This is a genomic window from Pandoraea sp. NPDC090278 (assembly GCF_044772185.1).
GTDB lineage: Bacteria > Pseudomonadota > Gammaproteobacteria > Burkholderiales > Burkholderiaceae > Pandoraea.
Genome location: NZ_JBIVYJ010000002.1, coordinates 736,969 through 750,368 on the forward strand (window position 1 = coordinate 736,969; position 13,400 = coordinate 750,368).

Below are 13,400 nucleotides of genomic sequence, written 5' to 3' on the forward strand. Positions count from 1 at the left end.
TGTCGTTCATCCGCCAACTCGCATGTCAGAACAGCCGTCCGCCGCCGCCCGCGATCCATGGGCCGAACTCAACGACCGTCAGCGTGAAGCCGTCGACTTCGGTGTGGGCGACGATGGCGCGCCCGGTGGACCGTTGCTCGTGATTGCCGGGGCAGGGTCCGGCAAGACGAGTACGCTCGCGCACCGGGTCGCGAATCTGATCGTGCGTGGCGCAGACCCCAATCGCATCCTGCTGCTCACCTTCTCGCGTCGTGCCGCTGGCGAAATGGAGCGTCGCGTGGGGGCCGTGTTGCAGAAGGTGCTGGGGCTGTCGTCGACACAACCGCCGTCGTTGCCGTGGGCGGGTACGTTCCACGCCATCGGTGCACGGTTGCTGCGCGATTTCGCGCCGCGTATCGGGCTGTCGGAAGCGTTCACCATCCATGACCGCAGCGACGCCGAGGATCTGCTCGGGCTGGTGCGGCACGATCTGGGTTTTTCCGCTACGCAGTCGCGTTTCCCGCTCAAAGGCACGTGTCTGTCGATCTACTCGCGCGTGGTGAACAGTCAGGCACCGCTGGCCGAAGTGCTCGCGAAGCATTTCCCGTGGTGCGCGCAATGGGAGGCGCAACTCAAGCAGCTTTTCGGCGGTTATGTCGACGCCAAACAAGCGCAGCACGTGCTCGACTACGACGACCTGCTGTTGTACTGGGCGGAGACGATGGGCGCGCCGGAACTGGCTCGCGAACTCGACGCCCGTTTCGATCATGTACTCGTCGACGAGTATCAGGACACCAATCGCTTGCAGGCCCAGATTCTGCTCTCGATGAAACCGGACGGGCGCGGCCTGACGGTCGTAGGCGACGACGCGCAATCGATCTATGCGTTTCGCGCGGCGACGATCCGCAACATCCTCGATTTCCCGGGCCAATTTTCCGAGCCTGCGCACGTGGTGACGCTGGAGCGCAATTACCGGTCGACGCAGCCGATTCTGGATGCATCCAACGCCGTGATCGCAGAATCGAACGAGCGCTACGCGAAGGCGCTGTGGACGGACCGGGCATCGGACCGGTTGCCGCAACTCGTCAATGTGAGCGACGAATCGGGGCAGGCGCGTTGGGTCGCCGATCAGGTGCTGGCGCAACGTGAGACCGGCACGCGACTCACGCAACAGGCGGTGCTGTTTCGCACGGGCAGTCACAGCGCGGCGCTGGAGCTGGAGCTCACGCGTCGCAATATTCCCTTCGTGAAGTTCGGTGGATTGAAGTTTCTTGAAGCGGCCCATGTGAAGGACATGCTGTCGATCTTGCGATGGGCGCATAACCCGGCGAGCCGTCTGTCGGGTTTTCGCGTTGCGCAGTTGATCCCCGGCATCGGGCCTGTAAGCGCCACGCGGTTGCTCGATGCGATGGCGCAGTCCGCGACACCCGCGCAGGTGCTGGCCGAGTTCAAGCCACCGTCCGGTGCCGCCACGGAGTGGAAGGCGTTTGTCGAAGTCTTCATGACGCTGCACGACACGCGGCTGGCGTGGCCAGCAGACGTCGACCTGGCGCTGCGCTGGTACGCACCGCTGCTCACGCAACGTTTCGACGATGCCGCCGTGCGTCAGGCCGATCTCGAACAACTCGCGCGCATCGCCAACACGTACGGCTCGCGCGAGCAATTCCTCACCGAGCTGACGCTCGATCCACCCGATGCCACGAGCGCGCAATCCGGTCCGCCGCTCCTCGACGAGGACTACCTGATCCTCTCGACGATTCACAGTGCCAAGGGGCAGGAGTGGCATTCGGTGTACGTGCTCAACGTGGTCGATGGCTGTATCCCCTCCGATATGAGCACCGGTGACGACGAAGACATCGAGGAAGAGCGGCGTCTGCTCTATGTGGCGATGACGCGTGCAAAGGAGTCGCTGCAACTTGTCGTGCCGCAGCGGTTCTACGTCCATCAGCAAACCGGACTGGGCGATCGCCATGTGTACGGCACGCGCAGCCGTTTCGTGTCCGACAAGATGCTGCCGCTGTACGACATTTTCCCTAAGCCGCGCGAGGATGATGTGCCGCGCGGGCCGGTCGGCGACGTCACGGTGCACATCGACGTCGCAAGGAAGCTTCGCAATGCCTGGTCCTGAACGGAGTCCCGACATCGTGCTGCGCGAAGCGCGTGCGTCCGATATCGATGCGGTGACGCACCTTCTCATGCAGACGTATCGCATGACATGGGCTCCGATGCTGCGTCCGGAGGTGGCGGCGGCATTCGCCTCCGGTGAACGCACGCGAGCCTATGTACAGGCACATTGGCCTGAATTTGTGGTGGCTGTCCCGATTGCGTCGGATGACGAGGTCGTCGGCATGGTGCACGTGGTGGGCGATTTCATCGATGCCCTGCACGTGACGCCTTCGCAGCAGCGACGTGGTGTCGGTGCGTTGCTGCTCGCGCATGCGGAAGCGAAAGTGCGGTCGCTCGGCCACCCGCTCGCACGACTCGAGACCGACACGTTCAACGTACAGAGCCGCGCGTTTTATGTCCGCAACGGGTATCGGGAGGTGGCCACCTATCCCGACGAGGAGTGGGGCAGCGGCTTCACCACGGTACTGTTGACGAAAGCGCTTTAGGCGCGGTCTTCCGCGTCGCGCGGCGTCGTGAAATCTTTCGTCACGTTTCCGCTGTCAGGCGCGGAAATTTTCTAAAGTTGCCGTCTTCCGTGCATCAGGTATAGTCGCCGCATCGGCGGCGGAGCATTGCGCTCACGCTGCCCGGAATACCGAAGAAATGGGTTGCCACGGGATTGTCGTGGGTTTGTCGTCGCGACAATGCAGATGGCGGGAGACAGGGATGCAATGGATGGTGGATCAGATGACGTTGCTACCGATGGGGCCATTACTCGTCGGCATGGCGCTCGTTACGGCGGTGGTTGCCGTTGGCGTGGCCTGGCTCGCGCGCGTCGTCCTGTTCGACCGTCTCGCAGACCCGACGGAGGTGCGCGGCACGGTGGCCGACGTGGTCCACGGAAGCCTGCTGGCATTCATCGTCTTCGTGCTCGCTCATGTGCTGACCGATGTGCGGGCCAATCTTGGTCATGCCGACGATCAGGCGTTGCACGAAGCGTCGGTGGTGCGACGCCTCGATCGTGAGTTGAAAGCAGTGGGCGACGCCGACGCGCAGTCGGCACGTGTGCTGCTGCGCGGCTATGTGACCTCCGCCGTCACGGACGAATGGAAAACGCTGAGTACCGCCGATCCCGATCTCTCACCGGACACCGAATCTGCGCTGACGGCGTTCGTCGGTGCCACGCGGCGCGTCATTGCGCGGCACGAAGACAGCGCGAGTTCGATACGTACGTTGCTGGATCGTCTCGAAGAGGCGAGACAGGGGCGGTTTGAAAACGCGACGAAGACAGTGCCGGGCGTGTTCTGGTGGGTCATCTCGTTATTCATGCTCGCGGCGATGGCGATGAACGGCCGTTATCCGGGGACGTGGAAGAGCAATCTCATCATTGCGATTCACATGGGCGCGATCGGAATGGTGATCGCACTCATCGTGAATCTGGATGAACCGTTTCGTGGTGCCTCGGGTATTTCGCCCGCGCCATTGGCGAAGTCGGTGGGAATCGTGGTGCCGCGCTGAGTTGCTGAAGCGCTGAGGCCCTGAGGCGTCGGAACTCGACGCTCGCGCAGGGAGTCTCATGCGCGGCTGCGCGTGGCAGTCGTATGCAGGAATGCAGGAATGCGGGAGAAGAGAACGATGTTTTCGAATGTGCCAGCGGCGTCGGCGGAATCGACGCCCGAAATCGAGGCGTTTCGCCCCGGTGTCTACCGTCACTACAAAGGGAATTGCTATCTCGCGCTCGGCATTGCCCGTGCCGACGAGACGGACGAACCGGTGGTCGTCTACACACGGCTCTACCCGCGTGAAGGCTTGCCGATGAGCACGCGACTGCTGCGTATTTGGAACGAACCGGTGATGACGGAGAACGGCCCGGTGGCCCGTTTCACGTACATCGGGCACACGACGCCGCCCGTGTGACGTATTCGCTCGCTGCGCCCCGTCAAAGACCGTATGGCGATTGCCCGACCTTCGAACTGACAGAACTCACCCGAACCGCCGGTATTTCCGGCACATAGCCCTTCTCAGGACGCGCCCCATGACGACGTTTCATACGATGAGCCGAAAGGCCATCGCGACCCCCCACGCCCATACGGCCCGCACGATTGAGGCGAGCGATGCATCCGCCCTCCGCCAGCCTCACCGTTTGGTGGGTTCGGACGATTCGGACCTCGGTGGTCGGCGGGCATCGAAGCCCGCACCGCGCAATTTGCGTCGTTGGTGGGCGCTATTTGCGATTCTGCCGTTCGTGACGTCGGTGGCGGGATGTGGCTTGTTGGCGGCACCCTGCCGCGTGGCCTCGGCGGGGCTGAAGATCATTCCGGGGGTAGGGGGCGCGCTGGCGACGCCGACGGATGCGTGCGCGGCAGCGATCGACTGATCGCAGAGGCTGAGCGCAGAAAGCGGTCGCAGAAAAAAAGAAAGCCCGCGCGTTGCGGGCTTAATCCATATCAGGAGGAGACATGGAGGAGACGAATTCAGTATAGGACGACGTGTTGCATCGCACCATATGTACTTTTACGTAAGTGCCTCCATGTTGCGTAGGCGCAACGAAAAACAAATAACATAAAAATCAATAACTTGTGACGTTGTTCGTCAACGACAAGCTGTCGTCGCGCGCCGTAGCCTTCCGAGTCATCCCTCTAGTTATTGTGCGGGTGCACGCCTTTTCGTCGACATCAGTTGCAGGATGAACGGTACCGAGTCGCGTAGGGACGGGTTGACCGTCGCATCGTGATCGAGCCCTTCATACATGCGCACGGTGGTCTTTGTGCCCGCCTTGGTAACATCCCGCGCGAATGCCTTTTGCATGATGACCGGCACGTCGATGTCCTCCATTCCCATGCCGATGAACACCGGATGCTTGATGCTGAGCGTCGGATAGCGCAGCGACGGCGTTTGGCTGTCCAGCAGCTTCTGAATACTCGGTTGCATGCTGTTCCCGGCGTTCAGACCGGCGGCCGTCGAATGATCGGTCAAAGTATCGATGCACAGCGTGCGGGCCTCATTGAGCACCGGTAACGCCTGCGGAGAGAAGTACTTCGCGGGATTCAACGACGGATCCCGGTCGGCGGCCGACAGGAAGATGTACATCGCGTACGGAATCTTCGGGTCCGGTGCGCCCGGATCGGGCTGCCCCGCAAAGAGGGTGGCAGCGGACGTCTGTGCGTTGAAATACGGCGTGCCGGTGAGAACGGTGGCGATCACCTTCACGTCCGGGGCGTACACCGGCTGAAAGCCCGCTGCGGCGAACGCTGCATGGGCGCCTTGCGATTGCCCGACGAAGATCACACGGTTCTGCAACGGAAAGACGCTGCGGGCGGCGAGCAGGCTGTCCAGCACGCTATAGGCTTCGGCGCGGGCGTTCAGGTAGTGATGCAGCCCTTGCGAGCCAAGACCCGCGTAGTCGGGGGCGACGACGGCAAAGCCGAGCGACAGCCAGGTGCCGAGATACTGAATGTCGCGTGCGCTACGCACGTTGAGCGACGGCGCGCAAGCGCTGGCAATGCCGACGGTGCCATGTGCCCAGACCACGACCGGCCAGCCGCCGGGCGGTGTCGGTCCTTTGGGCAGGAACACGGCACCGGTGTCTTCGCGCGCCTCGATGCCGCCGACGCCATCGATAGAGCTGTAACGGATGCTGAATTGCTCACCCGCTTCCGGAAGTCCGAAGTCGGCTTTCAGCGGTTGCCGCTCGACAATCGCGCCGTGTGGAATGGTGACGGGCGCGGCCTCGGGCGTGATCGCGTGTGCGGCGCGGCCGATGACCAGACTGGCGAACAGGGCGGCACTGACATAGCGCCACAGGCGATTGAGCATGTTGAACTGTCCTAGTATTGGGTAATGCGTCTGAAGCTCGGGGCGGGCAGCGCTTGCGCGTTGCCCGGGTGCCTGCTGCTCTTGCGTGTGCCAATACGGGTGACGTTACACCGTCCCCCCGGGAAAGTCTCGATCCGACGTCAGCCGTGCGATGCGTGAGATGCGTGCGTTGCGTTCTGCGCTTGCGAGGCGGCCTGCTCGGCCTCGCGCCATGCGCGGCGCGAGCGACGCATGCGACGCAACGCCAGCGAGGTCATCGTAATCCAGCCGAACGGGCGCGGATCCACCAGCATGCTCACCGCACGCGCGTAATCGAGCACCAGACCCGGTGTCCAGGCCATCGTCTTCGCACGCTTGCGCAGTTGTGCGGCCACCCACAGTTCGGGCGTGAGCCACAGGCGAACGAACGTCCACCAGCCAGCGTCGCCGCCGTCGTGCAACTGCCCCACACGGCCCTCGATCGCGGCTTCGAGCGCCTTGGCCACACTGCTTGAGCAGTTACGGTGCGTGAGGTTATAGGTGGCGTTCTGCTGATAGGTCTGCCAGAAAGCGCTCAATTGTTGCGGGCTGTAGTTGCGAATGCGCACCTTGACTGTCGACGGGCACCACGCCTTCGACTCCGTGGCGTAGTTCGGCTGGAAGGTGCCGGGCACGTCGTTTTCGCGCGTTGCGCGCAGCAACTGTCCGAATTGGTCCGGCGATCGGTCGATTTCCTTGGCGGGGTAGAGACTCACGTACACGCCTTCGTGACTCTCCAGCGCGGCGTGTCCCGTCGAAATCACGCCGTTCTTGTCGACAGCCGCAATGTAGCGATCGATCACCGGATGACGGCGTGCCGGTGCCTTGGACGATCCCGAAGGCGTCCACACGTGCACCGTGAGTGCTGGCTCGGAGTCGGCGGGCGGGCCGTCCCAGCGCGGCGCACGGGGACGCTCGCTCCACAGGCGGCGCTTGTCTTCCGGGCTGCCGAGAATCTGTTCGACGCGGAAATCGCCGCGCATGCGACGCGCCCGCATGGCCAGCACGAGCACATTCCACCCGGTAAAGACGAGTCCGAGTCCGATGGCGTACGGCAGCGTGCCCTTGTAGTGCGTCGGGTAGGGTTGATAGAAGAAGATCGCGACGACGATTTCCAGCGTACCCCCAGCAATGGCCCACGCCCAGCGCGGGTAGCGCACCACGTACGCGGCCACGCATTGCAGCAGACCATCGGCGAGGAACAGCGTGCCGAAGAGCATCGACAACCAGAAGTTGCCGTTGTGTTGATCGAACAGCAGGACCAGCAGTGCCGCAACGGTAAAGGTGCCCCCCTTCAGCCCCCGCACGAGACGCTGACCGCCCACGCCGATGGTGGCGATGGCAAGCGTCGCCAGCCCTTCGAGTAGCAGCAGCCACGCGAAGACCTTGAGTGGGAAGTGCACGACACCGTCGAGCGCGTCGACGATCAACGCCATGCCGAAGGCGAAGAAGATCGCGCCGATCCAGATCAGCGCCCGGGCCCGGCGACGCAAATAATTCACGCCAAGCAATAACAGAATCAGACGTACCAACGCAGGGTCTCCGACGCATGCGCGCGTCCCGGTGTCCGGGGCCGACGCGCACCCCGATTGCGGGGAGGGTTTCGATTAATTTGGGATGCGGCCTATTTTTGTTCGCATTTTGGTTCGTATCTTATCGCGTCAAACGTGACAGGCCAAAAACAAAGGCGGCGCGCTCCTTTCGGGGCGCGCCGCCTGTTGCAGCAGGTAACACGTGGCGCACCGCTCTCGCGAGCGATGCGCCGGATGACCGCTTAGTCCTTCTTGCCTTCGAGCTGCGGCAGTGCGTCGTCACTGGTCGACGTCAGCAGACCGGCCTTGGCGTACGTCATCAGCTTCTCGCGCGTGTCGACGATGTCGAGCGTACGCATCGTGAGCTGACCGATACGGTCGAGCGGCGTGAAGACCGAGTCGCCCTTTTCCATCGTCAGGCGCTCGGGCTTGTACGTCAGGTTCGGCGACGTCGTGTTCAGCAGCGAGTAGTCGTTGCCGCGACGCAGTTCGATGGTCACTTCGCCGGTCACGGCGCGGGCCACCCAGCGTTGGGCCGTCTCGCGCAGCATGATCGCTTGCGGGTCGAACCAGCGGCCCTGATACAGCAGACGGCCCAGACGGCGACCGTTCTCGCGGTACTGCTCGATGGTGTCTTCGTTATGGATGCCGGTCACGAGGCGCTCGTAAGCGATGAACAGCAGCGCGAGGCCCGGAGCTTCGTAGATGCCGCGGCTCTTGGCTTCGATGATGCGGTTCTCGATCTGGTCGCTCATGCCCAGGCCGTGACGGCCGCCGATGCGGTTGGCTTCTTCGAACAGTTCGACGGCGTTGGCAAACGTCTTGCCGTTGAGTGCCACCGGCTGACCTTCTTCGAAGCGCACGGTGACTTCTTCGGCCTTGATCGCGCAATCGTCGCGCCAGAACGGCACGCCCATGATCGGCTGAACGATCTTGATGCCCGAGTTCAGGTGTTCCAGATCCTTGGCTTCGTGCGTCGCGCCAAGCATGTTCGAGTCCGTCGAATAGGCCTTCTCGACCGACATCTTGTAATCGAAGCCGTTGGCGATCAGGAATTCCGACATTTCCTTGCGGCCACCGAGTTCGTCGATGAACGTCTGGTCCAGCCACGGCTTGTAGATTTGCAGGCCCGGGTTGGTCAAGAGACCGTAGCGATAGAAGCGCTCGATGTCATTGCCCTTGTACGTGCTGCCATCACCCCAGATATTGACGCCATCTTCCTTCATGGCAGCCACGAGCATCGTGCCCGTGACGGCGCGGCCGATCGGCGTGGTGTTGAAGTACGTGACACCGGCCGTCGAGATGTGGAACGCGCCCGATTGCAGGGCGGCGATGCCTTCGGCCACGAGTTGCGCACGGCAGTCGACCAGGCGGGCGTTCTCGGCGCCGTAACCCATCGCGCGGCGCGGGATTTCTTCGTAGTCGGGTTCGTCCGGCTGACCCAGATTGGCCGTGTAAGCGTAGGGAATCGCGCCCTTTTGGCGCATCCAAAGCAGCGCAGCGCTGGTGTCGAGACCGCCCGAAAAGGCGATGCCGACCCGTTGTCCCGTGGGGATGTGTTGCAGAATCGTGGTCATCGGCGTGAAAAAGCTGGGTTTTTAACCTGTCAAGTATCCCCGTCCGGGCTATGGATGGTCAAGTCTGATGGCCTTTTGGGCGCGATTCGATCATGTTTTCTCCAGCATTTGTCCGTGACTACGGCCGGATTCCCGCACGCCGGGATGACATTCCCACGCTGTCATCCCTCGTCGTTCACCACTGCGTGCCCGCGACGCCGCACGCAGCCGCCAGAAAGTCCGAAAACGCCCGGATCACGAGCGATGCCTGCCGATGCTGCGGGTAGACGACATAAATCGACGACGGTGGTGGCTCGAAGTCGTCGAGTACCGTCACGAGACGGCCGCCCAGTAAGGCGGGGGCGACGATAAACACCGGCAGCCAAGTCACGCCCAGCCCGGCGACCGCAGCATCGCGCGCCAGCTCGCCGTTGTTCACGCGAAGCCGTCCGGACACCGGAATCTCGAGCGGCTGCCCGTCGCGCGAGTAATGCCAGCTCACGCGCTGGCTGTGACCGTAGGGCAGCAACGTGTGATTGCTCAGATCTTCGGGTGTCTGCGGCGCACCGTGGGTTTCGAGATAGCGCGGACTGACGCACGTGACCATGCGCATGGGCGCAACGGTGCGGGCGATCAGCGACGAGTCGGCCAGCGCGCCGATGCGCACCGCCACGTCGTAGCCTTCGCCGATGATGTCCACCGTGCGGTCGTTCAGTTCGAGTTCGATGGTGACGTCGGGATACGTCGTGAGAAACGACGGAATCGCCGAGTTGAGGAACATCGTCCCGAACGACATCGGGGCGGACACCCGCAAGTTGCCGCGCGGACGCTCACCCTGACTGCTCACGGCCAGATTCGCAGCTTCCACGTCTTCAAGGATGCGTCGGGCGCGCTCGTAATAGACCCGGCCGAGGTCGGTCACGGCCAGGCGCCGGGTCGTACGCAGCAGCAGACGTACCCCGAGCGATTGCTCCAGCGAAGAGATGCGGCGACTCACGAACTGCTTCGACAGTCCGAGTTTCGCCGCCGCGCCGGTAAAACTCATGGCGTCCACGGCGCTGACGAAGATGCGCATGTCGTCGAGCAGGTCCATCGGCAATGTTTCCGTCTTCAATAAATCACGGGTGACAACGAGCGTACTTCAATGCGCATTGTCACCCTGAGAAAGACAATCTTAGCCGAGATGCCGACGGCGTTTGCGACTGAAGCTACCTGAGCGCCAGACGCAAGCCCATCAGAATCGCCGCAGTGCCCGCGACGGCCAGCGCCGTCGGCCGATGCCCGAAGATGCCCCAGTCGAGCAGCGCGGTCACCACGGGCACCAGATAGAACAGGCTCGTCACCGTCACCAGATTGCCGGACGCGATCATTCGGTAGAGCAGCAGCGTCGCGCCGACCGAAATCACGAGGCCCATGTAGAGCAGCGGCAGCCAGAAGCCTAAGGTGCCGTCGAAGTGCCACGGCTGCGTCGGGGCGACAAGCAAGGCCAGCGCCAGTCCGACTGCGTATTGCAGCGGCAGCACGTCGAGGGGCGTTTGTCGTGACCCCTTTTGCGCGAGCGTGCCGAGCGTCATACAGGCGAGCGCGGTGAGCGCCCATATGGACCCCGCCGCCGATAGCCGTGCCGACATCAGACTTTGTGCGACGACGAGTGCCAGCCCGACCAGCGCGACCGCCAGCCCCAGCAAACGTCGCGCACTATGACGACGCTCCAGTGCCACGAGTGTAAGGATCGGCTGGACGCCGAGCACTGTCGCCAGCGCCCCCGGGGTGATGCCGCTGGCGAGCGCCAGCAGATACGACGCCTGATAGCCACCGATGAGTAGCACGCCAGTGCCCGCCACCTGCCAGCCGGTACCCGCTGCGGGCCACCATTGGCGACGTGTCAGCGCGATCAGCGTGAGCGCCGCGAACGCGACCCCCAACCGAATGACGAGAAACGCAAACGCCGACGCGTGCGCCAGCCCCCATTTGGCGGCCAGTGCGCCGCCGCTCCACAACAGAACAAACAAGAGCGTCGCGCCATGTCGGCGCAATGCAAGACCATCGAGTTGCATCGATCTTCCCCTGAGCAGCGTGTCCCGTGTGTCGTGCGATGTTTGCGTCGCGACGTCATCGAGACATCGACGCAAAGTCATCTCGGCTGGCGCAACGCGCGCAGACCACTGGAACCCGCTGAAATTCGAATGAAAAGGTGTTGAGCCGGGTGATGGACACCCAGCGAGCCGTGCGTGGCGTCAGGCCACGAAGGCTACGACCACGTCGGCGACCACCACGACGGGCGGTGCCACGCCGGACGGCGGGGGAGGTGCGACGGCTGCAAAACGTCCGCGCAGTCGAGCACCGACACCGCGTTGCGGCGGCGAAATCGATGCTACGGCGAGGTGGACGGATGCGTAAGCAGTCATGGATCGATGCAGGGATCGAATGGGTGTTGATTCGAGTGTCGAATCACGCCCGTCACTCGACGAGCGTGAACACACTTTACACGGAGGCATTGGAGCGGGCAAGCGCTCAACGTCACGTACGTCAGACGGTCGGCCAGGCACCCGTACGCTCGACGCTGGGCGATGCCTCGCCGTCGCGCCAGGCGGCCGGTAGCGCACCTCGTACGCGTCGGACTTCGCGCACGTGCAGACGCACCAGTCGCAGCGCCCCTTCGAAGCCGCTTTGCGTTTCGTCGTGCCAAAGGACTTCTGCGTCGCCCGCGACATGCAGGAAGTCACCCGACGCGAAGTCGACGAACACCAGCCCGGCGCGCGGGTTGGCGTGCAGATTGCCGAGCGTGTTGTAGAACGAATTGCCGCGAAAGTCGGGCCACACCAGCGTGTTGGCGTCTTCCACGCGTACGAACCCCGGTTTGCCGCCGCGATGCGAGACGTCGGTGCCTGCACTGCGCGCCGTCGCGCCATCTCCTGCGTAATGCGTAGCGACGAAGAACGTGTCGGCGCTCGCAATTTGCCACTGAGCGTCGTCGTCGAGTGAGGTTTGTGACGGTTCGGCCACGGGCGGTACGTCGTGTGCTTGCGACGTCGCTTCGCGCTTGCGGATGTACTGCGGGCAATTGCCGAAACTCTGGGCGACTTGCAGGGTGAATCCCTGCGCATCGACTTCGCCGATGGGACCGTTGACGCGATTGCGACGCCGCGTCGAAGGCTCGATCCCCAGCAAGCCGATCGGCGCGCCCACCGTCACCGCGCCGTAGAGCGGATCGGTCGGCGGCGGAAAGGCGTTCACGCGCAGCAGCGTTGGATCGGGTGATTGCGCGAAGCCGGGCGTGCCGCTCAGCAGCGTGGCCCACGGCTGATCCTCGGCATCCAGCCCGCCCATGACGAGAAACGGCAACTGCTCGAAGAACTGACGGTGCTGATCGGGCATCGCGAGACGAATCACGCGCGACCCCACCTCCGCCATCTGCTCACGGGAGCCCGCAAGCGTCTGCACGTACATTTCGCCCGCGTGAAAGAGCGATTCCAGTTGAAGCGGTGACGGGGCGGGGGCGTTCATGATGCTCTCCTTCGGTTCGGGCGGCGCTCGGCCAACGCATCACACGATGCACCGGTGACCCGAGCGGCCTTCATTCAACCTTCATGCGGCAACAGCGTTCAGACCACACGCCGTCGACGGCATCGCTACGAAACGCGGCAGCGCTTCGATGCGCGCAAGCCACGCGCGCACGGCCGGGTACGGTTGCAGCGACACGTTGCCTTCGGGCGCATGCGCCAGGTACGAGTACAGCGCGACGTCGGCAATCGTCGGCGTGGCGGCCGTGACGAACGGCGTGGCGTTCGGTGCGGTGAGATGCGCTTCGAGACGCGTGAGCAGCAACACGCCACGTTCGACCATCGCGGTCGTATCGACGCCACGATTGAACACGACAGCCACACGCGCCGCCGCTGCGCCGAACGCGAGATCGCCAGCGGCGACCGACAGCCAGCGTTGCACGTGGGCGGCGGCCACGGCGTCGTGCGGCAGCCAGGCTTGTTGCGCGTCGTAGCGGGTCGCGAGGTAGACGAGGATCGCGTTCGAATCGGAGAGGATCACGCCGTCGTCGTCGATGGCGGGCACCTGACCGAACGGGTTGATGGCGAGGTACGCAGGCTGCTTGTTCTCGCCGGTCGCCAGATCGACGTCGATGGCTTCGTACGGCAAGTCGAGCAGATTGAGCATCAGCTCGATGCGATGGCAGTGGCCAGAGAGCGCGAAACGGTAGAGCCTGATCGGACGCGCAGGGCGGGCGGGAACGTAGGCGTGAATGTCGGTGGGGCGGGTCATCGGGCATCTCCGTGGGTGACTGGATGCGGCAGCCCCGGAGTCGGAACCGTCACGCAATACGTGAATTGTCCATCCGGTCGATTTTCGGATAAATGGCGTGAGCCTGATTTGACTACTC

At 63.5% G+C, this 13,400-nt stretch carries 13 protein-coding genes; 5 read left to right on the forward strand and 8 right to left on the reverse strand.

Annotated elements, in window-relative coordinates; all coding sequences use genetic code 11:
- Positions 1-22 precede the first annotated feature (22 nt).
- The 5 genes from ACIQWO_RS11655 (at position 23) to ACIQWO_RS11675 (ending at position 4,462) form a co-directional block, all read left to right on the forward strand.
- The gene (locus tag ACIQWO_RS11655; RefSeq protein ID WP_402823501.1) at positions 23-2,107 is read left to right on the forward strand and encodes an ATP-dependent helicase; all 2,085 of its coding nucleotides are present in this window, start codon (positions 23-25) and stop codon (positions 2,105-2,107) included.
- Entirely contained in the window at positions 2,094-2,591 is a 498-nt protein-coding gene (locus tag ACIQWO_RS11660; protein WP_402823504.1) for a GNAT family N-acetyltransferase, read from the forward strand. The genes ACIQWO_RS11655 and ACIQWO_RS11660 overlap by 14 nt, the downstream gene beginning before the upstream one ends.
- Before the next feature lie 220 nt (positions 2,592-2,811).
- Positions 2,812-3,603 carry a hypothetical protein gene (locus ACIQWO_RS11665; RefSeq protein WP_402823507.1) on the forward strand — a complete coding sequence of 264 codons (792 nt, stop codon included), beginning with the start codon at positions 2,812-2,814 and terminating at the stop codon, positions 3,601-3,603.
- Positions 3,604-3,720: 117 nt separating this feature from the next.
- Positions 3,721-4,002, forward strand: coding sequence for a DUF1653 domain-containing protein (locus ACIQWO_RS11670; protein ID WP_402823510.1), 282 nt, complete (start codon positions 3,721-3,723; stop codon positions 4,000-4,002).
- Positions 4,003-4,291: 289 nt separating this feature from the next.
- Positions 4,292-4,462, forward strand: a complete 171-nt coding sequence (locus tag ACIQWO_RS11675) for a DUF6726 family protein (RefSeq protein ID WP_370855714.1) — start codon at positions 4,292-4,294, stop codon at positions 4,460-4,462.
- Between the two features lie 266 nt (positions 4,463-4,728).
- On the opposite strand, the gene ACIQWO_RS11680 is transcribed toward ACIQWO_RS11675, so the two are convergent.
- The 8 genes from ACIQWO_RS11680 to ACIQWO_RS11715 all read right to left on the reverse strand — a co-directional run bounded on the left by ACIQWO_RS11680 (position 4,729) and on the right by ACIQWO_RS11715 (position 13,282).
- The gene (locus ACIQWO_RS11680) at positions 4,729-5,901 is read right to left on the reverse strand and encodes an alpha/beta fold hydrolase (RefSeq protein WP_402823513.1); all 1,173 of its coding nucleotides are present in this window, start codon (positions 5,899-5,901) and stop codon (positions 4,729-4,731) included.
- Positions 5,902-6,041: 140 nt separating this feature from the next.
- Positions 6,042-7,451, reverse strand: a complete 1,410-nt coding sequence (locus ACIQWO_RS11685) for an HdeD family acid-resistance protein (RefSeq protein WP_402823516.1) — start codon at positions 7,449-7,451, stop codon at positions 6,042-6,044.
- Between the two features lie 242 nt (positions 7,452-7,693).
- Complete coding sequence (gene argG / locus ACIQWO_RS11690) at positions 7,694-9,028, reverse strand: argininosuccinate synthase (protein ID WP_150575224.1); 1,335 nt, start codon at positions 9,026-9,028, stop codon at positions 7,694-7,696.
- A 175-nt stretch (positions 9,029-9,203) separates the two neighbouring features.
- Positions 9,204-10,100 carry a LysR substrate-binding domain-containing protein gene (locus tag ACIQWO_RS11695; protein WP_402823520.1) on the reverse strand — a complete coding sequence of 299 codons (897 nt, stop codon included), beginning with the start codon at positions 10,098-10,100 and terminating at the stop codon, positions 9,204-9,206.
- Between the two features lie 115 nt (positions 10,101-10,215).
- The gene (locus ACIQWO_RS11700) at positions 10,216-11,064 is read right to left on the reverse strand and encodes a DMT family transporter (RefSeq protein WP_402823523.1); all 849 of its coding nucleotides are present in this window, start codon (positions 11,062-11,064) and stop codon (positions 10,216-10,218) included.
- Positions 11,065-11,244: 180 nt separating this feature from the next.
- On the reverse strand, positions 11,245-11,415 hold the full coding sequence (locus ACIQWO_RS11705) for a hypothetical protein (RefSeq protein WP_402823526.1): 171 nt from the start codon (positions 11,413-11,415) through the stop codon (positions 11,245-11,247).
- A 121-nt stretch (positions 11,416-11,536) separates the two neighbouring features.
- On the reverse strand, positions 11,537-12,514 hold the full coding sequence (locus tag ACIQWO_RS11710; protein WP_402823529.1) for a pyridoxamine 5'-phosphate oxidase family protein: 978 nt from the start codon (positions 12,512-12,514) through the stop codon (positions 11,537-11,539).
- Between the two features lie 81 nt (positions 12,515-12,595).
- On the reverse strand, positions 12,596-13,282 hold the full coding sequence (locus tag ACIQWO_RS11715; protein WP_402823532.1) for a glutathione S-transferase family protein: 687 nt from the start codon (positions 13,280-13,282) through the stop codon (positions 12,596-12,598).
- Positions 13,283-13,400: the final 118 nt, after the last annotated feature.